The sequence below is a fragment of the Pseudoalteromonas sp. SA25 genome, from assembly GCF_011378705.1.
In the GTDB taxonomy this organism is placed as follows: Bacteria; Pseudomonadota; Gammaproteobacteria; order Enterobacterales; family Alteromonadaceae; genus Pseudoalteromonas; species Pseudoalteromonas arctica.
This window is the reverse complement of sequence record NZ_WTKV01000029.1, coordinates 18341-42387: the sequence shown is the minus strand read 5'-3', so window position 1 is coordinate 42387 and position 24047 is coordinate 18341. Positions and strand designations below refer to the sequence as shown.

General features: G+C 37.5%; 20 protein-coding genes. 7 read left to right on the top strand and 13 right to left on the bottom strand.

Annotated elements, in window-relative coordinates; all coding sequences use genetic code 11:
• Window positions 1-51: 51 nt before the first annotated feature.
• Window positions 52-984 carry a ChaN family lipoprotein gene (locus GQR45_RS18965; RefSeq protein ID WP_165726749.1) on the bottom strand — a complete coding sequence of 311 codons (933 nt, stop codon included), beginning with the start codon at window positions 982-984 and terminating at the stop codon, window positions 52-54.
• 276 nt (window positions 985-1260) lie between these two features.
• Here GQR45_RS18965 and GQR45_RS18960 point away from each other — a divergent pair, with 276 nt between their 5' ends.
• Both GQR45_RS18960 and GQR45_RS18955 read left to right on the top strand, forming a co-directional pair.
• Window positions 1261-1611: a hypothetical protein gene (locus GQR45_RS18960; RefSeq protein ID WP_165726748.1), complete on the top strand. Its 351-nt coding sequence runs from the start codon at window positions 1261-1263 to the stop codon at window positions 1609-1611.
• 97 nt (window positions 1612-1708) lie between these two features.
• Window positions 1709-2089, top strand: coding sequence for a hypothetical protein (locus GQR45_RS18955; RefSeq protein WP_010552898.1), 381 nt, complete (start codon window positions 1709-1711; stop codon window positions 2087-2089).
• 226 nt (window positions 2090-2315) lie between these two features.
• On the opposite strand, the gene GQR45_RS18950 is transcribed toward GQR45_RS18955, so the two are convergent.
• Window positions 2316-2816, bottom strand: coding sequence for a lactoylglutathione lyase family protein (locus tag GQR45_RS18950; RefSeq protein WP_002959229.1), 501 nt, complete (start codon window positions 2814-2816; stop codon window positions 2316-2318).
• Window positions 2817-2930: 114 nt separating this feature from the next.
• On the opposite strand from GQR45_RS18950, the gene GQR45_RS18945 reads away from it, so the two are divergent.
• Window positions 2931-3806, top strand: a complete 876-nt coding sequence (locus GQR45_RS18945; protein WP_010552899.1) for a LysR family transcriptional regulator — start codon at window positions 2931-2933, stop codon at window positions 3804-3806.
• Between the two features lie 61 nt (window positions 3807-3867).
• Here GQR45_RS18945 and GQR45_RS18940 read toward each other — a convergent pair whose 3' ends face one another.
• Window positions 3868-4545: a haloacid dehalogenase type II gene (locus GQR45_RS18940; RefSeq protein WP_024591580.1), complete on the bottom strand. Its 678-nt coding sequence runs from the start codon at window positions 4543-4545 to the stop codon at window positions 3868-3870.
• A gap of 80 nt (window positions 4546-4625) precedes the next feature.
• A complete protein-coding gene (locus tag GQR45_RS18935; protein ID WP_165726747.1) occupies window positions 4626-5402 on the bottom strand; it encodes a class III extradiol ring-cleavage dioxygenase in 777 nt (258 codons plus the stop codon).
• Between the two features lie 106 nt (window positions 5403-5508).
• Between GQR45_RS18935 and GQR45_RS18930 the strand changes: the two genes are divergently transcribed.
• Complete coding sequence (locus tag GQR45_RS18930) at window positions 5509-6411, top strand: LysR family transcriptional regulator (protein WP_165726746.1); 903 nt, start codon at window positions 5509-5511, stop codon at window positions 6409-6411.
• A 37-nt stretch (window positions 6412-6448) separates the two neighbouring features.
• Here GQR45_RS18930 and GQR45_RS18925 read toward each other — a convergent pair whose 3' ends face one another.
• Window positions 6449-7330 carry a LysR family transcriptional regulator gene (locus GQR45_RS18925; protein ID WP_007583664.1) on the bottom strand — a complete coding sequence of 294 codons (882 nt, stop codon included), beginning with the start codon at window positions 7328-7330 and terminating at the stop codon, window positions 6449-6451.
• A gap of 90 nt (window positions 7331-7420) precedes the next feature.
• On the opposite strand from GQR45_RS18925, the gene GQR45_RS18920 reads away from it, so the two are divergent.
• Window positions 7421-7849 carry a PACE efflux transporter gene (locus GQR45_RS18920; RefSeq protein WP_007583667.1) on the top strand — a complete coding sequence of 143 codons (429 nt, stop codon included), beginning with the start codon at window positions 7421-7423 and terminating at the stop codon, window positions 7847-7849.
• Window positions 7850-8309: 460 nt separating this feature from the next.
• Here GQR45_RS18920 and GQR45_RS18915 read toward each other — a convergent pair whose 3' ends face one another.
• Window positions 8310-9476: an aldo/keto reductase gene (locus GQR45_RS18915; RefSeq protein WP_165726745.1), complete on the bottom strand. Its 1167-nt coding sequence runs from the start codon at window positions 9474-9476 to the stop codon at window positions 8310-8312.
• Between the two features lie 351 nt (window positions 9477-9827).
• The gene (locus GQR45_RS18910; protein WP_165726744.1) at window positions 9828-11066 is read right to left on the bottom strand and encodes an NADH:flavin oxidoreductase/NADH oxidase family protein; all 1239 of its coding nucleotides are present in this window, start codon (window positions 11064-11066) and stop codon (window positions 9828-9830) included.
• Between the two features lie 100 nt (window positions 11067-11166).
• Between GQR45_RS18910 and GQR45_RS18905 the strand changes: the two genes are divergently transcribed.
• The gene (locus GQR45_RS18905) at window positions 11167-11574 is read left to right on the top strand and encodes a MerR family transcriptional regulator (protein ID WP_165726743.1); all 408 of its coding nucleotides are present in this window, start codon (window positions 11167-11169) and stop codon (window positions 11572-11574) included.
• A gap of 352 nt (window positions 11575-11926) precedes the next feature.
• Here GQR45_RS18905 and GQR45_RS18900 read toward each other — a convergent pair whose 3' ends face one another.
• The 5 genes from GQR45_RS18900 to GQR45_RS18880 all read right to left on the bottom strand — a co-directional run bounded on the left by GQR45_RS18900 (window position 11927) and on the right by GQR45_RS18880 (window position 20505).
• Entirely contained in the window at window positions 11927-12118 is a 192-nt protein-coding gene (locus GQR45_RS18900; protein WP_165726742.1) for a DUF3185 family protein, read from the bottom strand.
• A 61-nt stretch (window positions 12119-12179) separates the two neighbouring features.
• Window positions 12180-13646: a DNA recombination protein RmuC gene (rmuC, locus tag GQR45_RS18895; protein ID WP_007583680.1), complete on the bottom strand. Its 1467-nt coding sequence runs from the start codon at window positions 13644-13646 to the stop codon at window positions 12180-12182.
• A gap of 1069 nt (window positions 13647-14715) precedes the next feature.
• Window positions 14716-17862 carry a DEAD/DEAH box helicase gene (locus GQR45_RS18890; RefSeq protein ID WP_165726741.1) on the bottom strand — a complete coding sequence of 1049 codons (3147 nt, stop codon included), beginning with the start codon at window positions 17860-17862 and terminating at the stop codon, window positions 14716-14718.
• 426 nt (window positions 17863-18288) lie between these two features.
• On the bottom strand, window positions 18289-19251 hold the full coding sequence (locus GQR45_RS18885; RefSeq protein ID WP_165722004.1) for a transcriptional regulator: 963 nt from the start codon (window positions 19249-19251) through the stop codon (window positions 18289-18291).
• A 15-nt stretch (window positions 19252-19266) separates the two neighbouring features.
• Window positions 19267-20505, bottom strand: coding sequence for an AAA family ATPase (locus GQR45_RS18880; protein WP_007583176.1), 1239 nt, complete (start codon window positions 20503-20505; stop codon window positions 19267-19269).
• A 773-nt stretch (window positions 20506-21278) separates the two neighbouring features.
• Between GQR45_RS18880 and GQR45_RS18875 the strand changes: the two genes are divergently transcribed.
• Window positions 21279-22493 (top strand): hypothetical protein, encoded by a 1215-nt coding sequence (locus GQR45_RS18875; RefSeq protein ID WP_024591590.1) that lies wholly within the window; start codon window positions 21279-21281, stop codon window positions 22491-22493.
• Window positions 22494-22574: 81 nt separating this feature from the next.
• Here GQR45_RS18875 and GQR45_RS18870 read toward each other — a convergent pair whose 3' ends face one another.
• Window positions 22575-23450 carry a DNA replication terminus site-binding protein gene (locus GQR45_RS18870; protein ID WP_165726740.1) on the bottom strand — a complete coding sequence of 292 codons (876 nt, stop codon included), beginning with the start codon at window positions 23448-23450 and terminating at the stop codon, window positions 22575-22577.
• Between the last annotated feature and the right edge of the window lie 597 nt (window positions 23451-24047).

Below are 24047 nucleotides of genomic sequence, written 5' to 3'. Positions count from 1 at the left end.
GACATAGTTAACCTGAGCCCTGGTTAAGAGATTCACTAACTATGTCGTTATTTATAAGCAAGCTGTTTGCTCGCCTCGTTTGGCTAACGCTTTAAAAGCGGCTTGCTGATGTTCTTTTTGTACATAACGGGGTGGCAAAGGGTTAACTTGCAACTGATACCCTGTTTGGTTAGCTTGCACACTTGTAACCGGCGATATCCACACAACATTTAGCTCTGGCGCTAAACGCTTAATAACGCGCGCTATACCTTCGCCATTTTTCACATGAAAATCGCCCGCTATATGCATTACCTGCGCATCTTTATGATTATTTAAATAGTTAACGATAGACTCTGCCATGGTTTCATCCCAGGTAACTTGCGCAGCATAATAATTTTCGTTTTGACTTGGCGTGCCATGGTGCATTGAGGTCATAAAACGTTGTTTATAATCACTGGGGGATGTATCAATAGTGGCTGCAATATAGCTCTGCTGTGTTTCATCAAGTTTACTTAGGTAACTTATGCCTTGCCTGCCAATACAGGTGACTATATTTTTAGGGGCATTTGCAGCTATTACATCGCTATTGTTCATTTTTGCCAGCTCTACCAGCGCACGGTAATCACTTTTGTAATTTGGCCACGCTTGGGTGTTGTCAATTAAGTATTGCTCACCAATTTCACCTTTAACATACTGGTTTAAAGTAAGCTGATCGGCGCGGCTAAATTGTTCAAGCGAAAGGGCAGTGTGTTTATTACTTTTGCTTAATTGCTCAAATAACTCAGCCTGAAATAAATGCACACCCGGGTGCGTATGCCATTCACCTACTAAAACCACATCGGCATTTAATAGCTTGGGCTCTAATAATACAGAGCTAACAGGCTTTGCTTGTGCATTATAAAGCGCTGAGTAATATAATGATGAGCTTTTATCAGGCACCGTGGCTGTTGTGCTACAACCACTCAAACCCGTAACTAACGCCAGAGTTAACATAGACTTTTTCATACACACCTTCAAAACCCTTTAATGCAAATAATTATCAATATCATATACTTATAATACCTATTAAGCCAGCCAAACTGCTGCTTACTTACATAATCAAGGAAATGAGCGAAACGCGCATTTATATGCCTTAACTTTGCTTGTAAATATTAAATAGCTTTTGATAGCAATATCTTAGGTAATTTGTTAAAACTGTGTAAAGTAGAAAATGAGCGTGACATCGGTAGAAGTATGCTCGATTCGCGGCCTGTAAAATTGTTAGATGTTAAATGGAGTTCTATGAAGCATCCACTTTTTAGTGAAAACATGGAAGATGGTTTTAGCCTATTCTTACTAAAATTTTCAGAATCAAGAAGCTGTCTCTTATTTGGTACCTCAGCTCTTTTGTTATTTATATTTGCAAGTCAAAACACCAGTTTTATGAGTTTCCTTAATGAACACTGGTTTGGTAACATTCTTAAGATTTTATGTGTAATTGGAGCTTTATTAAGTTGGTTTTCAGCACAAGCACATTCAGATAAAAATGGACATTTTAAACTAGTAGCTTCCATATTCTTACTTTGGCCCATTAGCTATATATACTTGTTTTATATACAGTTAACTAAAAAACCTAACGTAAATATCAAATGAAAAAATTATAGTTGGCTGTTTTTTGTTCCTAAAACCATTTTGGTCAACTATATTTTTCCGCTTATGTAAGCGTTAGGCACTGGAGAAGGTTTAATAGATGGAACCAAATTATTCAGAATATTCTATTACTGAATTGCAAGAAGCTATCACGTCTATTGATAGGGCTTTGTACCCTGAACGCTTTGAGCTATTAAAAGCCGAACTATTAAATAGAGACGAGGAAGAGCATAATGCTTCTCAATTAGTAAGTCTTTCATCAAAGGACTTACTTATTAAGCTCAGCAATGCATTTTTTGTAATTCCGTTGATGATCTATGTAGGAGTAGATGCACTTAATAGCGGTGAAATACTCCTTAAAGGAGCAGCTATATCAAAAAATGAAAACTTTATATTATTTACATTAAGCGTAATGTTTTGTTTTTTAATCTCAGCGGTACTGACATGTAGCCTGTTTGTGGATAAGAGCAAAAGCTCCTGACAAATACATTATGTCGTTCATAAATTCACTAGGACACAGTTCGATTGGTAGTGTTTTTCTCGAGGTTGATAATATTTTCAACTCAGGGCAAAACATGCTGCACAAGCTAAGCAAAAACAAGTTATAGAGAATAAGAAGACGGTGAAGTGTATTTAAAAACTCTATAACTGAAACAAAAAGGCCGCAGTAATAAATACTGCGGTCTTTGTTTTTAGCTAAGTGCTATTTAGTAAGCGCCTGCGCTGTAAATAAGCTCGTAGCTGTGGCTGTAAATCTCAAGGATGTTACCAAACGGGTCTTCCATGTAGATCATGCGGTACGGCTTTTCACCCGGGTAGTAATAACGAGGGGCTTCCATACGTTTTTTACCGCCAGCTTCTACAATACGCTCAGCTAAACCTTCTACATCAGGGTCTTGAACACAAAAATGAAAGATGCCTGTTTTCCAGTATTCAAAATTGTCTTTTGGGTTTTCTTGGTTTTTAAATTCGAATATTTCGACACCAATACGATCCCCTGTAGATAGGTGTGCTATTTTGAATTTTTCCCACTTTTCGCCAAATACTTCTGTGCACATTTCGCCAATTGGGCTTTTGTCTTCGGTAATTAAAGTGGGTTCCATTATGGTGTACCAACCCATAACCTTAGTGTAAAACTCGACTGCTTTTTCAACGTCGGGAACCGAAATACCAATGTGCGAAAAACTACGTGGATATGTATGACTCATAATGCTTCCTCTTTAACTTGTGACTTATCTTGTGACTAGTTGATGGAGTTAGTTTACGAATCGACCAACATTAAGTAAAATTATCATTAATCATCATTTTGAGTACGTTTTGTAATGATAAATCCAACATGGTTAAATACGTTTTGTACTTTGGTTGAGGTAAATCATTTTACCCAAACCGCTGAGCGCCTTTATATGACCCAATCTGGTGTAAGTCAGCACATTAAAAAGCTAGAGCAACAAGTTAACTGCGCTTTGCTTGAGCGCCATGGTAAGCAGTTTTCGCTCACCCCTCAGGGTCAAAACTTATATCAGCAGGGCAGCCTGCTTCTTAAAGATTGGCAGTTTTTAGAACAACAATTAAAAGATGATTCGCCGTACAGCGGAGCGGTAAAGATTCAATCACCGGGCAGTTGTGGTTTAAAGTTTTATAATCAATTATTAGCACTGCAATCTGAGCATAAAGAGCTGATTATTGATTACCGCTTTGCGCCCAATGTAAGTGTTGAACAAGCTGTAGCAAACCACAGTGCCGACATCGGGTTTTTAACTCAAGCTCCAACATTTAGCGAACTAACCAGCCATAAAATAAGCCAAGAGCCACTACTACTTGTAACGCCTGCAGGTATAAACATGCCTAATTGGCAAACCCTGTGTGAGCTAGGGTTTATTGCTCATCCCGATGCAAGCCATCATGCGCAGCTACTACTAAGCGAAAACTACAGTGAGTTTGAGCATATTGACCAAATAAGACGTACGGGATTTTCTAACCAAATTAGTTTGATACTAGAACCTGTAAGCTTAGGGCTGGGTTTTACGGTATTACCTGCTCATGCTGTTGGCGCATTCAATAAGCCCGCGCTTATTAAAACGCATCATTTAGAATGTCCGGTTAGTGAATCTATTTATGTGTGCCATCATCGAAATAGGCCGTTGGCAAAACGTATGAATACAGTGATTGAGCTAATAAAGGCGGGAGTAAATAGTTAAAACGTAAACCCCCTTTACACCCACGGCACTTAATACCATAAGCAAAAGGGGGAATAGAAAATTAGTTAACGCTTTCTAATTTTGCTTTTAAATCGAGTAAATCGGTTGCAATAGTATTTGGCTGTATTTCCCACGGATCGAAGATTGAGTCTTTAGATCGTTGAATCCACGCCGCGCGCATGCCGTGCGATATGGCACCGGTTACATCAAACGGGTTGCTTGATACAAGCCACGTGTTTGCGCCTGTTGAATTGGTTTCGCGTAAAAAGTGGCTATAAACCCCAGGGTTTGGTTTAAAGGTTTTAACGTCGTCGGCACTTACTACCCCTTCAAAAAGCTCACTAATGCCAGCGGTTTCTAATAAGGTATGAACTGCGTCGGCAGCGCCGTTTGAAAATGCAAACAAACGGTAATCCTTCGCTTTTAATTGCTCAAGGCCTGCTTTTACATCGTCGAATGCAGGAAGCGTTTTATAAAGCTCTAGCAGTTGCCCCTTTTGATCTTCACTTAGCTCGGTTTTGTGCGCTAAGCAGGCGTAATCGAGTGCGTGTTTTGTACATAGCGAGAAAGGAATATAATTTTGCATTAATCCACGTCTAAATGAATACTCTAATTGCTTTTCGCGCCATGTATTTGAAAATGCTTGGGCGTTATCGCCAATCATGTCGTCGAGTAAGGACAGTACGCCGTGAGTGTTTATTAGCGTACCGTATACGTCAAATGCAAGTGTAGTTGCCATGTTTGCTCCGCAATAAAATAAATTAAGTTGGTTTTAGAGTACTTGCTTACAGCTTAACTTAATTTGAACGAACGCTCAAATTAATAAAACTTATAAGCATCGAGTGCTAAAATATCCATTTCTATATCTTCATGTATTTTTTCAACTTTACCGTCATTACTTCCAAGCGCTGCAAAAAGAGGTAAAAAGTGCTCCTGGGTAGGGTGATTAAATAAAGCATGGGGTGCTTCATTTAAATAGTTAAGTAACGCTTGGGTGTTTTGCGCTATTAATTTTTGCTCAACCCAATGAGTAAACTCATTAACCATTTGAACACGATTAGGTGTAGCAGGGCTTTTAAATATTTCACGTAGATTGTGACTAATACCGCCGGAGCCAATAATTAATATGTTATCGCTGCGCAGTGGTGCAAGTAACTGCCCGTATTTATACATCGCCTGAGCGCCTAAACGCGTGTTAATAGACACCTGAACAATGGGAATATTAGCTGCTGGGTACATTAAGCGCAGCGGGATCCACACACCATGATCCCACCCTTGATCTGCACTTTTCACCGTTTTAATACCCGCTTTGTAAAAGTACTCACTAATCGCATTAGCAAGCTTAGGGTCCCCTGGTGCGGGGTATTGAATTTCATACAGGGGCTTGGGGAAGTTATAAAAGTCGTGAATAGTATGCGGCGCATCTCCTGATGTAATAACTATATCGTGCGCTTCATCAAAGTGGGCAGAAAACACCACAATAGCACGAGGCTTGCTAAGCGTTTGAGCTAATGATGCAAGAAAATCTGACGTAGCCGATTGCTGAACAGCCATCATTGGCGAGCCGTGAGATATAAATAAAGCAGGCTGAGTCATACTAAAACCTTAAACAAGTAGATGCGTTATAAACACTATATAAGTTTCTATTTTGACGATAAATATGATACTTATTTATACATTATCAACAAAGCATTGTTAAAAAATGGATAAGCTCACCACCATGAAGACCTTTTTAGCCGTTGTGCAAGAAGGATCGTTTTCAAAAGCGGCCGATAAACTCGATATTTCGCCGCAGTTAGTCAGCAAATATATTTCTGCATTGGAAGATAATCTACGCACGCGTTTATTACACCGTACAACGCGAAAAGTAAGTGTTACAGAGGCTGGAAATCAGTATTATCAGCGTTGTCAGCAGGTGGTTATTGATATTGAAGACATGGAAAACTCACTAAACAACTTAAGCGAAAATGTATCGGGTGTGCTTAGTATTAGTGCGCCTATGTCGTTTGGTACTAAGCATTTAGCAGGTTTGTTGGTTGATTTTCAAAAGCAGTATCCAAATTTAAAGTTAGATTTACGGCTCACAGACCAATATGTAGATATAGTAGAGCAGGGTATTGATATTGCTCTGCGCATTGGCGTATTAAAAAATTCAACGTTGATAGCTAAAAAAATTGCACCTATAAACCTAGCGGTGTTTGCGTCACCCGATTATTTAAAACGCCATGGCACGCCACAAACACTGCTAGATTTACAATCACATAATTATTTACGCTATTCCCACAGCGAGCCCACAAAACGATTATTTGGGGTTAATGAGTTAAAAAGCGAGCTAAAGCTTGAAAGTAACTTTGTGGCTAACAATGGTGATTTGCTACTAAATACAGCCATTGCTGGAGGTGGTATTGCTATGCAGCCCACATTTATTGCTGGCGAAGCGCTGGCTCAAGGCAAAATAGTGCGCATTTTAAAAGACTATGAACCCGAGCCAATGGGGCTTTACATGGTGTATGCAAACAGACAGTTTTTACCCAGTAAAGTACGTGCTTTTGTTGATTTTGCAAGTGGCTATTATGGCGATACACCTTACTGGGATTTAGCGTAATAAAAAGTAAACCGCCTAACAGGCATTATATAAAAAGCTAAATTTTTAAAAAATTCCGTAGTAAATTTCTTAGTACTTTAAACACCTCTTGATTACTGTGTTGCTGATGCTGTAATACATCAACATTAGCCAACCAACCCATTTCTTCAAACTCAAGAGGAAGTTTAACCAGCTCACCACTTTGTACTGCATCTACAGCTACATGGTTTGGTAATAAGCACCACCCGTTACCTTGTATTGCTAGCTCGAGTAATACAAAGTAATTATCGGCATACCAAATCTCTGGGCTAATTTTTAGCTGAAAGCTACTTGTTTGCGTATTGCGCGAACGAAGAAGAAGTTGTCGATGTAGCCGAAGGCCATCCATATTTTCACATCTGATCCCCGCTAAAGGGTGCGATTTAGCAACATATAAATCAAATTTTACTGATCCAATACATTCATAGTCTAAGTAACTCGGTATATTTAATTCACTAAAAATAATACCCGTTATAGGCTTTTCGCTGTTTAGCATGTCAATTATGTCATGGCTGGATGCACTTAAAAACTCAAGCGATACGTAAGGATACTTACTTTGCAGCTTGCTAATAATACTCGCGATAGTTTTAAACGGGATCCCTTCGTCAAGTGCGATAGTGATTTCGGTTGGTGTTTTTTCGTTTAGTGCTAATGCAGAGTTTGTTAATCGCTGGTGTTGATTAAGCACGGCCTTAGCCTGGGGTAGTAACTGTTTACCGGCTTCGGTTAATTGTGGATAGCGCCCTGTGCGCTCAAATAATGTCGCATTACAGTCTATTTCTAAATTAATAATATGCTGGCTTATTACCGACTGCGCTTTACTTAAACCGCGCGCAGCAGCTGAAAACGATCCAGCTTCAACGGTAGCCACAAATGCTTGAAGCTGTTCAATACTAAACATATCGCTTTTCCCGATACTAAGTAACTAACACATATCTTTATAATGAATGAAAATACAGCCATCGTCATCAACTTAAGAAGTTATTTATATATGAACACAGCAGAACGTATTTTTCAGGCACTAATATTTGAGATGATAGCATTATCTTTTGTTGTACCTGCATCAGTTTATTTTGGTGGGTTTGCAACAGGAAAAATGGCAATAGTAGGTGTTGGTTTATCAGTCTTCGCCATGCTTTGGAATTACATTTACAACATAGTGTTTGATAAAATAGTTGGGCATAACCGAATCGAGCGAGGTTTAGTAACCCGCATTACGCATGCATGTGGCTTTGAGCTGGGTATGGTGGTTATAACGCTGCCAATACTTGCTTGGTATTTAAATATTACATGGCTAGCCGCTACAGCATTAGAAGCTGGCTTTTTAGTTTTTATACTCATATACACGTATATTTTTAATGTGTTGTACGATAAGTACCAACCTTACAAAAGATGGGTTAATAAATCGCAATGTGCTTGATATTTTTAAGTTTATAAAAGCAACGTTGTGGAGTATTGAGATCGTTTTGGCAAAAGCGCAATGGCAATAAATAACGGTAAATGTGGCTTTTAATTAAACCAATTAGCACTGCTCAATTGACTAAGTAGTGCTAATTTACTATTTGTACTATTTACCGGCTAACTGTAATGGGGGTTTACAGTAACTTTTTGCTTTATATATTTAGCCCTTTCAATATGTTCCACACGCTCTCACCACTAGGATAAAGCGCAGCATGATACCGATACGCGTAATATGTAATAGGCACGTAATAATGCTTTTGACTACCTAATAACTAAGTTTAAAAACTTCGTTTTTAAACACCAGCAAGCTGCGCTTATACAAATGCCCAACAATCAATGTACTTACTACTAAGCGTTGCTTGAAAATCAACCTCATTAGCTATAACGAGGTGTGCCAAGCAAATGGCACACCTATTTTGTTATGTGGGTATGGGGGCGTTTTCTGCAATAAGCTGTTTAGATTTCAATTCACTCCAAAATTCGCTTGGTATGGTAACTTTCATTGAGGCTACATTAGCTTTAATTTGATCTGCCGTGCGTGCGCCAGGAATAATTGAGGATACCGTTGAAGGCGCCTCTGCGAATTGCAGTGCAGCTGTTTTAATATCAATCCCATGTTTAGATGCAATGTCGCTTATTGCATTAAATTTCTGCTGCATAGGCCCAGGAATTTTAGGTGAATAATTAAAGCGATTACGCCCGGCTAAAAAACCACCATTGAGCGGAGCACCAATGACTGCTGAAACACCTCGTTTATCAAGCATAGGAAAGGTTTTATCAAGTGCCTGCTTATGATCTAAAATTGAATATTGCAGCGCTAGTAAGCAAATATCAGGGTCTGACATATCAAGCGCTTTATAAATAGCATGAGGTGTATTTACTCCAAAACCCCAGCCTTTAATTATTCCTTCATCACGCATTTTAGTTAACTCAGGAATAGCCCCTTTTGCTGCCTGATCAAAATACTTAAGCCAATCATCTCCCATATCACTATTTTGCGGTGATAAATCGTGAATATAAACAATATCGAGTGAAGCTACTCCAATACGATGCAACGTGTCTTCTATTGAACGGCGCGTACCTGATGCAGAGTAATCATATTTATAATGAAAAGGTGAGTGATCAGCCCAATGCCAACTATTTTCTAGAGGCTCTGCTGAAGGGGTAAGAAGGCGACCTACTTTTGAGGATAAAACATAATCTTCACGCTTTTTGTTTCGAAGTAAATCACCGAAGCGCCTTTCACTTAAACTCAAGCCGTAAAAAGGTGACGTATCAAAATGACGAATACCAGAATCCCATGCTGCATTTAGCATTGTTAAAATTTCTGCATCGCTTGATATAGTATTAAAGCCATTCCCAGCGGCAAGACCGCCTAAGCCCATTCTGGATTCAGGCCGGTAATGCTTAGCGTTAGTAACATCGTTTGTGGGCAGAGCAGCGCTTTTATCTATTGCTCCTTTAGTTTGCATAACACTGCCGTTAGACATTTTTACTTTTAATTGTTCAGCCAAAGCTGAAGCACTAAAAATAGAGCCTAAACTTAAAGCAGCGCCTGCTTTAATAAAATTTCTGCGAGATACCATGTAACTATTCTCCTTGAGTAAGGTTAAATATCTACGCTATAAACTAGTATAAATACCAACCAAACTCAAGCGGGAGAAAAACAATAAATATCAATAATTTCAATAAGATGGTTAAATTAACAAACGCTGAACGCGCACTTTAATTAACATTTTAGAATGATTATTTTCTTTACTCGTACAGTACTTTAATATGCACAAAATAGTGCACTTTAATAGCTTGATAAAAAAGCAAACTTCCAAATTGGTGCACGCCTTAATACTCATTTACACAACATAAAAATGGTTACATTTATTCAAGTGTAAAAATTAGTAAACAAAACCGAAATGTATAAAAAGAGTGAATACCAAAGCTTAGTTAATCTCACTAGCAAAGCGATTGCGGTAACGCTTAATTAATTTAATCGAACGTAGCTGGTCGCTAATTAAAGTAAATATTGGTGAAGCGTTTGTTTTTACAGGTTTACCTTGGCCTAAACGGCGTATTTGCCTTTTTACCAGTGCCATAGTGGCAAGGCCTGCAAGGGTTTTATCTTGCCAAGTAACACTGGGTAATACGGCTAGTTGCAGTGGCTCATTTTGCCATTTGTTTGGTAAATTTGGTTGGTATGCAAGCGCAGTGGCAATACCCACGAGGGCCACTCCACTTTCAATCACGTTGTTGGCAATAGATAAGCGACTAATGCCGCCGGTGGTCATTATTGGGATTGATGAGCGCTGGCTAATCGCTTTTGCAAACTCTAAAAAGTATGCTTCGCGGGCAAGTGTGCGTTCGTCACCTGTTTTACCTTGCATGGCAGGGGCTTCGTAACTACCACCCGAAAGCTCTACAAAATCAACATTGAGTTCATCCAATAAATCCACTACAACTTGCGCGTCACTGGGTTCGAACCCACCACGTTGAAAATCTGCAGAGTTTAACTTTACCGAAACCGAAAGGGTGTGGGAGCAAGCTGCTTTAATACTGCGGGTTATTTCGAGAAGTAAACGGGCTCTATTTTGTAAACTTCCCCCCCATTTATCGTCGCGCTTATTGGTAAGTGGCGATAAAAACTGGGCAAGTAAATAGCCATGCGCTGCATGTATTTGTACGCCATTAAAACCGGCTTTTTCGGCTTGTAGTGCAGTTTGTGTAAAGCGGGTAATAACATCGTCAATGTCGGTTTGCGTCATTGCCTTTGGTACGCCAAATAAGTGCGAGTGCTTACCCATATTAAGTGCAACACTTGACGCTGATATAGCCTTTCCACCCATTTTTTTAAATACTTGCCTACCAGGGTGATTAATTTGCATCACCACTTTGCAATTATTTTGCTTTGATAAACGAGCAAGCTCTGCAAAGGCAGTAATATCGGTACTTTGCTCAAGCACAAGGCCACCAGGGCCTGTCATCGCTAAATGATCAACCATTACATTGCCGGTAATAATTAGCCCTGTACCGCCTTTAGCCCATGCGCTATAAACGTTTTTAAGTGCTTGGGAGGGCGTTTGGTCCTCTTGTGCTAGGTTTTCTTCCATAGCGGCTTTGGCAATACGATTTTTTAATACTAAACCACTTGGCAAGGTAAAGGAGGTAAACACAGGGTTGCGCATAATTATTGGCTAATTAAATTGACATTAAAACAACTATAACCTTAAAGTTAGCTTGAAGGTCAACCTACTAAGTTTATGTAAAGTGGAGTTATTATTAGTTATGAAAATAGGCGAACTTGCAAAACTTACCAACATACCTGCCAGCACTATTCGTTTTTACGAAAGCAAAGGGTTATTAGCACCAACCACTCGCAGTGCTAATGGTTATAGGCTGTACACCCAACAAAACTTAGAAAAACTGCAATTAATTAAATTTTCACAAAGCTTGGGTTTTTCACTCAACGAAATACCTTTATTACGTAACGAAAACGGCGAGCTAAACCACACAATAATAATCGAGCGTTTAGAAAAAAAACAAAAAGAAGCTGACATTTTGATTGAGCAAATGCAGAAAAAGTCACAGCGTATTGGCAGTTTAACTGCGTTACTAAACTCTTATTGGGATAAAGGCGAATGCCTGCCAGAAAGTAAATTAAATGAATTACTAGAAGTGATGGATTACAAATAAACTAATACAGCTTATTCAGGGCCTGTTTATCTTTTGAGGTTAAATTTGCAGCAGACTGTTTGGTATTTAGGCAAGGCAGAGTCTATATAGTGTGGTTATTTCCCATAAACAGACGATAACGTAGTATAAATGCCAAACATGCGTTGCCCTAAGGGTTCTGCCTAGGGGCAATTTACTCTTTGTAGCTCGGTTTTTACTTATTATTACATGGATGTAAGCCATTAGAATAACGCAGGAGCAGTTATCGAGCCCACTAAATTACAAACCTCGCGCCGCGATTAAATAGCCCCTAGATTGAACAAATTTTATCCTGAGAGGTCAACAAGCCCCAGTAAGCTGTATTTTATTTATGTTACTTAAGCTTTTTAATGCCAATTAACACACAGATGGCACCGCCAATAATACCCGCCCATGCTTCTATTGGTGTATCACCACTAAATGCACGGCTTAACTGCGAAGCCGCCGCCTCATAAACGTCATATCCCCACATAATTAAAGCGATACCTATAACGATTAAAACAATACCTATAATCTTATTATTCATAAACACCTCTGGTTTCTAACGTACATTATTTAACATACTTAATTGAAAACACTTAATAAATCTAATCAAGCTCTAGTTGCGCACGTTCAACGCTCTCACTAGGTAACTCTTTTTGTACTGATACACCAAGCTCTTTAAACTCTGATGCTTGTTTAATTAAATTACCTTTACCGCGGTATAATTGCGAGAACGCTTTGTCGTAACTTTCTTTCGCTTTATCAAGCTGCTTACCTACGCCTTCCATACTTAATAAAAAACCATTGAGCTTGTTATAAAAACGCTCAGCCCGATTTGCCAGCTCTTTTGAGTATTTGGTTTGCTCTTCAAAACGCCAAAGCTGTTTAACAATATTTAAACTAGTAAGCAGGGTAGTAGGTGTAGCTACCAGTATATTTTTTTCGATTGCTTGTTGGTAAATATCACTTTGATATTTAAGTGCTTCTACAAAAGCTGATTCTATTGGTACAAACATAACCACAACTTCAGGCGAATTAAGCCCTGGTAAACGGTCGTACGATTTACTCGCAAGCTCATTAATACGTGCTGTAACGGCGTTTACATGCTCTTTAATTGCTTGATTAGCATCTAGCTCATTTTCAGCGTTCACATAGCGTGTATAAGCATTTAATGATGTTTTAGCATCAATGACTAAGTGTCGGCCTTGTGGTAAGTAAACAACTACATCAGGGCGCAAGCGGCCATCTTCAGTGTTAAACGACACTTCGCGCTTATAATCAACGCCAGCACGTAAGCCAGCGCTATCTAAGACGTTTTCGAGCATGAGTTCGCCCCAATTACCTTGGGTTTTCTTTTGCCCTTGTAGCGCGTTGCTGAGCTTGTCGGCTTGATCTGTTATAGCTTGGCTTTTAGCTTGCAAATGCAATAGCTCGGTTTTAAGCGCGGTTCGTTGTTTTATGTCTTCAACATGTATTGATTCCATTTTTTCTCTAAAGCCTTTTAGCTCTCCTTGAACCGGTTTTAATAATTGTTCAATGCTTTCTTGATTTAAGGTTTTAAAGCTTTGTGATTTTTCTTCTAGAATCTTATTGGCTAGGTTTTCAAATTCTTTTTTGAGCATATTTTTACTTTGCTCAATTTGCGCAAGTTGCTCGGTAAAGCTTTGTTGTTTTTGCTCAAGGGTGGTGCGCATATTATTATATTCAACATCGCGTTGATTATATTGCTCACGAAGCGCTGCAAGCTCGCCTTCGGCTTTACGCCAAAAGTGATTGTATTGAATGCTTTGTTTTTCTTGTTCGCTAAAACGCGTTTTAAAATGCTGGGCTTCATCGCGCTGTTCTTGGTGAGTATGTTCTAGCAGTTCGTGATCTTCTTGCAAGGCGCTATATTGCAGCTCTTTATTATCAAATTGATTTTGTAATAGGGAAAGCTGTTGCTGCTGTTCGCTTATTTGTAGATGTAGCTTTTTGCGAAGCTGTGTTGATACAACGCCGTAAAATACAACGCCTAACGCAACACCAGCACCGGCGCTTAGCCAATCAATATTAGTGAGTACTTGAGTGAGCATAAAATAAACTTATAAAATTTAGAGACATGCCATCATAACCAATAACACGCAATAGAAGTAGGGGAGCAAAGAAATTACAGACATAAAAAAACCAGCTCAAAATAAGCTGGTCAAGTATTACTAAATTAAGTAATCAAAGGGAAAATCAACATGTGCCCGAGTAAGCTGCAACTTAAATACATAATCACCAAAATAACTAATATTACTGGGTGAGGCTATATAACAACAGGCATTAGAGTAGACCGGAAAACAAAATAATTAATTCAAATTAATTTACGAAAGATCATTTATTTTTATTCGGGTTGATTTAAACAAATCAAATTATAGGCATAAAAAAAGCCAGTTCAAAATGAACTGGCTTAATCATTACTAAAATTAGTAATCAAATAGGGGGAAATCAACATAAAACCTGTATTAACTGCAATTAATCAACAAGCATAATAGTAGACGCCGCTCTTTGAATTAAGTTCATAAAAAGATCAAAACTTTTAAAATAAAAATTGAATGCTAAATTTTGGACATAAAAAAAGCCAACTCAAAATGGGCTGGCTCAATCATTACTAAAATTAGTAACTAAATGGGGGGAATCAACATGAAAACTTGTATTAACTGCAATTAATCAACAAGCATAATAATAGACGCCACTTTTTTAATTAAGTTCATAAAAAAATAAAAACTTTTAAAATAAGTACTGCACACTAAATTTTGGACATAAAAAAAGCCAACTCAAAATGGGCTGGCTCAATCATTACTAAAATTAGTAACTAAATGGGGGGAATCAACATGAAAACTTGTATTAACTGCAATTAATCAACAAGCATAATAGTAGACGTCCGTTTTTTAATTAAGTTCAAAAAAAAGTAAAAACTTTTAAAATAAGTGCCGAACGCTAAATTTTAGGCATAAAAAAAGCCAACTCAAAATGGGCTGGCTTAATCATTACTAAAATTAGTAACTAAATGGGGAATCAACATGATGCTTGTGCTAACTGCAATTAACCAACAAGCGTAATAGTAGACGTCCGCTTTTTAATTAAGTTCATAAAAAGATCAAAACTTTTTAAATCAATTTAGTTTTTAATTAGCGATAACATTTGTTGTTCATCAAACTTTGTAAAGCTCATTGATTTATCAGTAAATAACGCATCTACAAGGGCTTGTTTATCTTGTTGCATTTTAAATACTTTTTGCTCTATTGAATTACTCATTATGAGCTTATACACAAATACAGGGTTAGTTTGGCCAATACGGTAAGCTCTATCAGTCGCTTGTTTTTCTACAGCAGGGTTCCACCATGGATCAAAGTGAATAACTGTATCGGCTTGTGTAAGGTTAAGGCCTGTACCGCCAGCTTTTAAGCTAATTAAAAACACTGATGTTTTACCACTGGTAAACTCGTCGATTACTTTATCGCGGTGGCGCGTTTGGCCTGTAAGCATACTAAAGTTAATGTTTATTTCTTCGAGGCGTTGGGCTATTAAATCAAGTGCCGATGTGAACTGACTAAATATAATAATTTTACGACCGAGACTTAACATAAGCGGTAAGTGTGTTGTTAACCATTCAAGCTTAGCAGAGCCTGCTTGAGTGTCTGGATCTATTAATTTAGGGTGGCAACAAATTTGCCTTAACTTTAAAAGTGCCTCTAAAAATGCAAGTTTACTTTTTTGTGCGCCTTGTTCGGCAAATAAGTCTATTAGCTTCTCTTCTAATGAACGTGTAATACCTTGATACATTTCTTTTTGCTTAGGCTCAAACTCAAACTCTTTAGTTAGCTCTGTTTTTTCAGGCAGCTCTTGCGCTACTTGTGCTTTAGTGCGGCGCATTATAAAAGGCATAATTAACGCTTTTAACTGCTCAGCTCTCTCCATATCAGCTTCACGCTCAATAGGCGTTTGAAAGTGCTGCTTAAAGTGGGCTTGAGACCCAAGTAACGATGGCATAGCAAAATCGAGTAACGATTTAAGCTCAAGTAAATTATTCTCGATTGGAGTACCACTTAAACAAAGTTTAAAGTCGGCATTTAAGCGTTTAACTAATCGCGAAACCTGTGCGGTATCGTTTTTAATGTATTGTGCTTCGTCGAGGATTATATTTTCAAAATATAATGGCGAATAATATGCAATATCACGCTTTAAAAGTGGATATGTAGTAAGTATACACTGCGCTTGCGCTAAGTGCTGTAAAGGATCGTTACGATTTGAACCAAAAATAGTGGTGACTTTTAAGCTTTTAGCAAACTTAATAATTTCGTTTTTCCAGTTACTCACCAAACTAGTTGGACACACTATAAGTGTAGGGCCCGCTTGCGGGCGGTTAAATGTACTGGCTAAAAATGCAATAACTTGCAAGGTTTTACCCAGGCCCATGTCATCAGCTAAAATACCACCTAATTGGTGACGTTTTAAAAAACTAAGCCAGTCAACACCTTGCTGTTGGTACTCACGAAGTGTTACTGAGTCATTTAAGCCATGTAATGAAACCTTAGTAATTGCTTTATCGGGACTATTTAGCTCTTGTAAGTATAGCTCTAATGAGTCGTCGTGAAGCTCTACGTTTATAGCAGTGTGCTTTACTAATTCAGGTAAATACGAAAGCGGAATATTAAATTCGTCTCGTGTTTTTACAAATTCAAAACGCTCTTTAAATTCATTTAATAAGTTAATTGCTGACTTATTGATAACCCCAAACTCACGACCAAGCGGATAGTAGTAAAATAGTTCACTTTGGCGATTTAATGACTGATATAGCGGGTCAGTATTAGTAAACAACAGCGATGCTTTAGCATCACATAGCAATACTTTGCAGTGCATTTGATGCCCTGCTGCGCGGTGTACATGTAAACTAACTTCACACTGCGGATTAGGACTCGTTACTTTACTTACACTTACTTGCCAACCACGTTGCTTAAAGCCAGGGAATACTTCGTATATTAGCCAATGCAAATGGATTGAAGACTGCTTTGTAAATACCAGTTCACTTTGTAAACCCCCTTTACAAAATTCAAATCCTAAGTTAATTAGTTCGTTAGTTACAGTATTTTCAAATGCACTATTAATCGTACTTGCAGGTGCAGCACCTGCTAAATAGTTTTTATTTTTATACTTAAATAACAACGAAAGAGATAAACCTTGATCGCCCATAGTTACTTTTAAAACAGCATTACTAGAGATTTTAGGCAATGTTGGCTGTAAATTAGTAGGGTGGGGTATTACACCTGCACCAAAGTTATCGGCAAGCTGCTTGTATATTCTATCAAAATTAGCGTCATGCAAAGCAGGCATAGTTTGTAAATGTGCTATTTCGTCTGCACTCAATGGGGTGCGAAGACGGCCCGCTTTTAAATGATCTAAATCGAGGTAAGTAGGTGGTGTTGTTTTTAATAAAGCCCAGTTTTGTGTTTGCTCAAGCTTAATAACTAATTGTGAGATATCTTTATCTTGCTCCCAACTAAAACTTAATGCTTGACCCGATTGCGCCTTAATTGGCACTCGAGAACGCTGGAAAAACAGGCGCTCTGTAGCTATCAACTGTTGTAAGGCACTAAAACCCCACTGGCCTTTTAGCTCAATACTTCCCACTGCATTTTGTGAGCGTATCCAACTAAATAATCTAAAATCACTTTCGAGTAAGTCACTCGGCGTTACAAAACTATTTAACTGCTGCTCGGTCAGGTTTCGACCTAGCGTGTAATTCTTTTTAGTCTCAACATTCGCTATTTTAGGTGTTAAGAATACTTTGTTATTTTCAATATCTAATACAAATAATAATACTTGCGATGGCGTGTTTTGATCACCACTTTTAAGTGCGCTTAATTCGCTAAACCAGTCATTGATAAAGTAATCTTCGCCATATTCACCAGAGTGCTCTATTTTGAGCTTAAATAAAATAGCAGCTAAGTGTCGGCATTTAGTTTTTGCATTACACGTACAATGCGTATCAACAGAATAACCAGTTGGTACTTTACTGATCTCAATACGTTGGTTAAACGATGATCCATTATCCACTTGTACAGTAGAGTCGACTACAGAAAAATTAGGGGTGTGTTCTAGCCAAGTAATTTGACCTTTCTTGTAATATTCTTTTCCTTTATCTAAAACATTTTCACGGAAAAGTTTTTTAATAAAGCGTTCAGACAGAGGAAACTGGGTAGCCTGCTCATTTTTAATTTCTTCAAAAATAGCCATTAAATCATTTTTTGATAAGTTAGCAGACATGTCACTCTAAGCATTAAATTTTAAAAATAATCCTGCCAGTATATGCCTTATGTGCTCTGAGCTAAAGCACTATTAACAAGATATAAACTGGTTGGAGCTGATAACTTAGTAAAAAATCGGTTTGTAAGTAAAAATAAGCATCCAATTTTACAAAATAATATTTAAAACAACTGCAATGGTAGAAGTTACATATAGTTAGAAACATAAAAGTAGGCATTACAGATCACGATTTTACTAACAATAATAATAAATGAAGGAATGTAGCTAAAAAGAGGAGATTAGTTAGTAAAAAAGTGATCTTGAAGAAGGAATATGATTATTTAAAGAGGAAATAGGCCAGTAAAGATCAGATTTTTACTAACAAAACAATCTGCCAGATCACTATTTAACTAAGTAAATATGCCTGACAGATCATTATTTAACTAACTAATTAAAGGCACTTAATAACTTAGTTAATTGCTCTAAGCGCTTGTCTGTCATTACTTTATTATCAATTTTGATAGAGACATCACCGCTTTTTAAATTGCGTTGAACCGATATAAAGTTATTTTCTAGTACAGCTTCGCGCTTAACAGCTACTTGTGGCTCTGAAGTTAGGCATTTAGTGATCGCCATTGCACGCTTGTCGTCGCTTGTAATCGCATTTAACTCTTCATCACTAGCAAGGGCACTAACAAGTTGATTAAACGCCTCTTCGTCTCGCTCCTTTGCGTTAACAAGCTTTTTAGCGACTTCGCGACCTACGTGATTAGCAGTAGGGTAAAGCGCAATGACATCAGCAGGAATTTGCTCATAAGCTTTAATTGCATCTGCAATTGCAGTATGCGATACACCTTCTACCGCGGCAATCTCTCTGTAAGATCCTTTTTTACCTTGCTCAATAAGTTCATTTTTAGTTTGTTGGTATGCTTGGCCAAGCTCCCATAAACTAGGAGCAATGTATTGATCTGAAGATACCGCTAAAATTTTTGCATCTTGATCAGTAAAATCGCTTGAACTAAGTACTAAATAATCTGCGTTACCTAAAATACAGGCCATACGACGACGTGAACCTGCCAGAACTAAACTTTTGTCACCTTGATCCCAAAGTAGGGCAGGATGTTGATTTCGGCCATCCTCACGAATTGCAGGAAGTATGTCTGATACTGACTTTTCGTTTAGAAGTGCCTGTACACGACGATTTTTGCCATATACACCAGTGGTAGATTCAATATCAGCATGTGCGATCACTTTACAAACAAGCGTAATTTGACGAGCAGGGTCGCTCGGTGCAGGCATTCTAATTACATCGCCAGCATTCGCTTGTTCTAGTAATGCATCAAGACTACTGCTGCCTACAGCAGTTGCAAATGGATCTAAGCGGGTGTCATTTTTACGTTTTTTAGCCATTTTTATTTAACATCCTTACTTAGGAGTATTGAGTGTTGATTGAGTGGACTGCCAATTTGAACGAATAAGCATTTCTAGCTCATCGACCACATCTTTAATATTTTCTTGAGCGCGCATTAATGACTCACGACTTGCTAAGCTGTCTGATGCTTTTTGATCAAAAATAGTGTTGAAAGACGATGAACTAGCGGTAATCGCGGAGCTGTGATTGATTGGGTAGCTCATTACTTGGCGGCCAAATGCACTACGAACATCTTTAACGATATCGCGCTGTGAGTGATTACCTTTCACATAGTTGGTCACTAAAAATTGCATAAAGTCCCAGCCCTCATGGCCAAGTGCTGCAACTGTATGGTAAATCTCACCTAGTCGTTTTAAATATTTGTTATTAGCATCAAAATCTACAGCTTCTGGATGAACAGGAATAAGCATCGCAGTAGAGGCCATTAATGCATTATAAAACATAAAGTTAAGGGTAGGTGCTGTGTCAATTAAGATAATATCAAATTCGTCTTTAACGGGATCAATTACTTTCTCAAGTAACTTGTGGTAATGGCGAGTTTGCTCATAATTTGAGGTATCTTTGAGCAATGTTGCCGTTTCGTGCTCAAAGTAAAAGTCATCCATACCCGATGGTAATACACGAATATTTGGGATATGCGTTGGTAAAAATGAGTTAGACACAAATTCAGGCCATGTTTCACCCTCGTCTAAATCTATGCAATCACGCATTAAATCACCAACAGTAATCGGGTCGTGCTCACTTGAAGGAAAAAAGCTTGAAGAAGAGCCTTGTGGGTCTAAATCTATAATACCAATGCGATAACGTTTAATATTTGTAGTTGCAAGCGCTGCCGCTATATTAACCATACTGGTAGTTTTACCGCAGCCGCCTTTGAGAGAATTAATTACAATAACTTGCAGTTTGTCATCACCAGTACGATGATCTGGTTTAATGTCCATAATATCGGCCATAGCAAAAATATTTACTAATGTGTAAGCATAGTGACCGTTAGCACCGCGTTTTATGTTTAAATCATCGAAGTCGCCATTATCATGACGTCTTTTTAAAGTACGATTATTACAACCTAATAAATCAGCAGCTGCTTTTTGTGTATACGTTCTTAATTCTTTTTCTTCTGATTTAAGATGAGCACGGTAGTGCTGAATACGTCCTTCTAATGATTTTTCAGCAACTTCAGCTGTGGCTTTCAAAAGCCGATAGGTACTTAATGCGTTATTGTTGATAGACATACTTTCTTCCTCAAAGTTAGGCAGTTAGTATAATGTCCATTCAAATAGCTGTAAACAACTATTTAAGACGACATGCATTTTAAAAACAAGACATCTAAAAATATTTTTACACCTTTAATATTGCTTAGTATAAATAAAGAAGTTTAAAGGTGGTTAAATATATAAGGTAATAAAGATTAAGGGTGTAAAATCATCACATAACATTATGATTTATATGAATAATGTTTAAAAAAGCAGATCAGGTTTATACTTGGTTAAGATCAGATCTTTATCTACCTGCGGATCAGCTTTTTACTAAGGTCAATTTTAAATATAGAGTTATGCACAGGTTACGCATGAAGTTATGAACAAAAAGAGCCCTGCAGATCAGTTTTTTACTAAGTGAATTATAAAGTTATGCACTAGTCGCAACATAAAAATACGCTTTTAATTAGTATAGATCTGATCTGTACTTGGTACAGATCAGATCTATTCTAACTCGGTAAGGCTTTATCCACAGGGGAATATATTTTTTGGTGTATTTGTCGTGCTTAATTTTAAAATTAAGCCATTGTAATGGACAAAATAACAGCTGAGTTAGTAAAAATTAGATTTGTGATAGTCCAGTTAGTATAAATATGATCTGAAATCGTAAGTAATGTACATCACTTAGTATAATAGTGATCCAAACGTTTTATTTAAAGTCAGATCACTTTTATACTAACTTAAACATTTAACTTTTGTTGCTTAATGTGTTGTTATTAGCTGTCGCAATAAAAATGGAAATAAGAACAATGAGCCGAAAGGTCAACATCTCGGTAGATAACTTGCCCGATACACTTAGGGGCCAAATCCACGGGGTGGAAAGTGCAATAGATAACGAAAGTTTAGCACTATTTACAGACAACAAAGACGTGCGAATTTCTATTGAAAATGCAGCACATGGATTACGTGCATATTCAAACACGTTTAATCACTATGATTTGTGGGGACGCTTTGTTCGCTCGGGCTATAAAAAATTGCCACTTGAAGAAGCGCCTAAAAAAACAATTATTACGCGTAAAATATCTGAAAAAGTAGATGGTATTTTGTACGATGGCGAAATAAAAATAACGCCAGCTGTTGTAAGTACACGCAAAGATGGCGAAGATGTTGAATACCTTGTTTGGCCATCAGATAGAGAAGAAAAAGTAGAGCGAGCACTTATTCGTTTAGCTTCTAAAGGCAAAATAGTTAAAATTAATTTTAAATCCGGTATTCAATACGCGGTTGTTTTTTCTATGAACGAATTAGCACAAGAACTCAAAGCAGTAGGGCAGTCAATGCCATATCCTGCAATAAAAGAGTCACTTGAAGCATTGCAAGGTTCTAAACTTTCATTTAAATATTCGGCAACAGATACTAAAAATTCTGATATAGATGATTCGTTTTACGAGTCAAACATGAACTTTTTATCGTCACTGCATTTTAGTGGCAAAAAAGGTCAGGGTGGCAATGTAAAATGCGTCGCCTGTTTAAATGCATTTGTTCATAACATGATTGATAACCTTGAATACAAAGGGTATTACTTTAATAGCGCTCAAGAATTAAAACGTGGATTATCGCGTTGGATGATGCTTCGTTTGTATCACCTTTGGCGTTATGCAGCACCAGGTAAAACGTACCATTTTAGATTACTTTCTATTATGGAAAAATACGGATCTATTTATTCAACTGATGATATTACCGAAAATAAATTAAAAGCACTTCGTCGTGATATGACCACCACAATGAAAGATTTGATTGAAAAAGGTGCAATATCAGAATACAGCATTACAAACGTTAAAGATGACAAAACCGGTAACATTATCGATTACACATACGAAATGCACCCGTCTGATCAGTTTTGCGATGAAATACTTACATTGAACAAACACAACAAACGCATTGAAATCCAAGGCGGTAAACGCATTGTTGAAAATGCCGTGCTGATTGATGAAGATAAAATTGAAGAAATAGTAGAAAAATAATAACCGTTATTTTAAATACTGTACGCATAACTGTACGCATAACTAAAAAGGCCACACTATGTGGCCTTTTTAACATAATGACTACCGCTCAACCTGTTCTAAATATAACCTATCAACCAAAAAATCATACTCGCGCTTACGAGGGTGAGTTTCGGGTTTTTGATAATCAGGTAATATACCTAATTTTACGTCTGGTTCTGGATTAATCAGAATAAAGGGTAATGCAGCACTCACATGATAGCGATTTTGCGCCGTATATCTCACATTTACCTGTGGACTCACTCGAGTAGGGCGGCGAATTCTAAGTTTTTCCTTTTCGCCTAAACTAGCAACCCGTAATTGTTCTTGAGCTACAAGTGATTGCCATTTTTGTTGATCTATCATTCTTGGATTTCGATAACTGGCCGATTTGTCGAGCATTTCGAGAGCCATTTTTTTAGTCAGCGTTTTAGTTGCGTGTTTGTGCATCCAAGTAAACCTAACCGAAAATGGCGATTCGCTTTCACTATGAATTTTACGATATGCAGCAAGAGTTATTAAATTTGGTATAGCATTGTGAACTGCTTCAAATCGAGCATCGTTGCTATCAATAGCTAAAATACATTCTTTAAACGTAGTTTTAGCTTTATTTACTTGAGCTATACGATTATTTAAAGCTTGTTTATCTGCATTTTTAATGACGAGCAAACCAGGGTGTCTTTTTAAAACACGACTGCTTAATCCTGATTTTTTATACATGTCTGAAAAAGAGTTTAGGATTGCTTTTTGAGCAGGTACTCCAGTGATTTTAGAAACAAGTATAGATTCTGGAACTTTACTCTCATCGAGACTACTTACATCTGGTAATTGATAATATTCCGCTTTGGAGAATTCACACTCTTTTAGTTCTTCAATCAACCTCAAAGTTAATTCGTTCATTAAATCAAACTGACTTCTAATTTGTACCTTAGTTACCATTACACACCTCAAAGAACACATCTTACTAGCTTTATATTATTACATGCACTTTGCTTTGTCTAAATAAATAATAAATAGTACTCGAGGCTCATAGTAACATTATAATTAAATTAAGTATGATGTGTTCTTTGAAGTGGAAATATATATAGGAAGAACGATTGAAACTCCTTACTAATTCATATGACATTGGAGTATTTACTTTGTCGTATATAAAAAGGCTAATACGCCAAGTGCTAGATTATCTAAGTAGTAGGTGGTAAAACTAAGTTTAGAAAAATGAGTTAAGCGGAGTTATATAATTTCATATATTTATCTAACCGTCTTAGCATTCATTATTATTTATAATTACTGACTCATATTACACCGTGTTGGCAGTATGGTGACACGCTAAAGGTTACAATGACTACAAATGCTTTTTGATATCAGTTCCTCTTTAAAGATACTTCTAGCAGTGGGGGCTTTAATCATGGTGAACTGTTAAGTAACACTATCACTTTGAAGAGAAAACTTAATGGCCTACCACACCTTTGAGTTGTAGCACTTGTGAATATAGTCCAGCATACGAGTGCTATACAAGACTATGCGTCTAGGTTTTAA

Coding starts and splice junctions, on each gene's coding strand:
- GQR45_RS18945 (WP_010552899.1), top strand. CDS start 2,931: ATGATAAATCCAACATGGTTAAATACGTTTTGTACTTTGGTTGAGGTA.
- GQR45_RS18955 (WP_010552898.1), top strand. CDS start 1,709: ATGGAACCAAATTATTCAGAATATTCTATTACTGAATTGCAAGAAGCT.
- GQR45_RS18930 (WP_165726746.1), top strand. CDS start 5,509: ATGGATAAGCTCACCACCATGAAGACCTTTTTAGCCGTTGTGCAAGAA.
- GQR45_RS18910 (WP_165726744.1), bottom strand. CDS start 11,066: ATGCGCAACCCTGTGTTTACCTCCTTTACCTTGCCAAGTGGTTTAGTA.
- GQR45_RS18880 (WP_007583176.1), bottom strand. CDS start 20,505: ATGTCTATCAACAATAACGCATTAAGTACCTATCGGCTTTTGAAAGCC.
- GQR45_RS18875 (WP_024591590.1), top strand. CDS start 21,279: ATGAGCCGAAAGGTCAACATCTCGGTAGATAACTTGCCCGATACACTT.
- GQR45_RS18890 (WP_165726741.1), bottom strand. CDS start 17,862: ATGTCTGCTAACTTATCAAAAAATGATTTAATGGCTATTTTTGAAGAA.
- GQR45_RS18915 (WP_165726745.1), bottom strand. CDS start 9,476: ATGGTATCTCGCAGAAATTTTATTAAAGCAGGCGCTGCTTTAAGTTTA.
- GQR45_RS18885 (WP_165722004.1), bottom strand. CDS start 19,251: ATGGCTAAAAAACGTAAAAATGACACCCGCTTAGATCCATTTGCAACT.
- GQR45_RS18935 (WP_165726747.1), bottom strand. CDS start 5,402: ATGACTCAGCCTGCTTTATTTATATCTCACGGCTCGCCAATGATGGCT.
- GQR45_RS18965 (WP_165726749.1), bottom strand. CDS start 984: ATGAAAAAGTCTATGTTAACTCTGGCGTTAGTTACGGGTTTGAGTGGT.
- GQR45_RS18960 (WP_165726748.1), top strand. CDS start 1,261: ATGAAGCATCCACTTTTTAGTGAAAACATGGAAGATGGTTTTAGCCTA.
- GQR45_RS18870 (WP_165726740.1), bottom strand. CDS start 23,450: ATGGTAACTAAGGTACAAATTAGAAGTCAGTTTGATTTAATGAACGAA.
- GQR45_RS18900 (WP_165726742.1), bottom strand. CDS start 12,118: ATGAATAATAAGATTATAGGTATTGTTTTAATCGTTATAGGTATCGCT.
- rmuC (WP_007583680.1), bottom strand. CDS start 13,646: ATGCTCACTCAAGTACTCACTAATATTGATTGGCTAAGCGCCGGTGCT.
- GQR45_RS18905 (WP_165726743.1), top strand. CDS start 11,167: ATGAAAATAGGCGAACTTGCAAAACTTACCAACATACCTGCCAGCACT.
- GQR45_RS18925 (WP_007583664.1), bottom strand. CDS start 7,330: ATGTTTAGTATTGAACAGCTTCAAGCATTTGTGGCTACCGTTGAAGCT.
- GQR45_RS18950 (WP_002959229.1), bottom strand. CDS start 2,816: ATGAGTCATACATATCCACGTAGTTTTTCGCACATTGGTATTTCGGTT.
- GQR45_RS18920 (WP_007583667.1), top strand. CDS start 7,421: ATGAACACAGCAGAACGTATTTTTCAGGCACTAATATTTGAGATGATA.
- GQR45_RS18940 (WP_024591580.1), bottom strand. CDS start 4,545: ATGGCAACTACACTTGCATTTGACGTATACGGTACGCTAATAAACACT.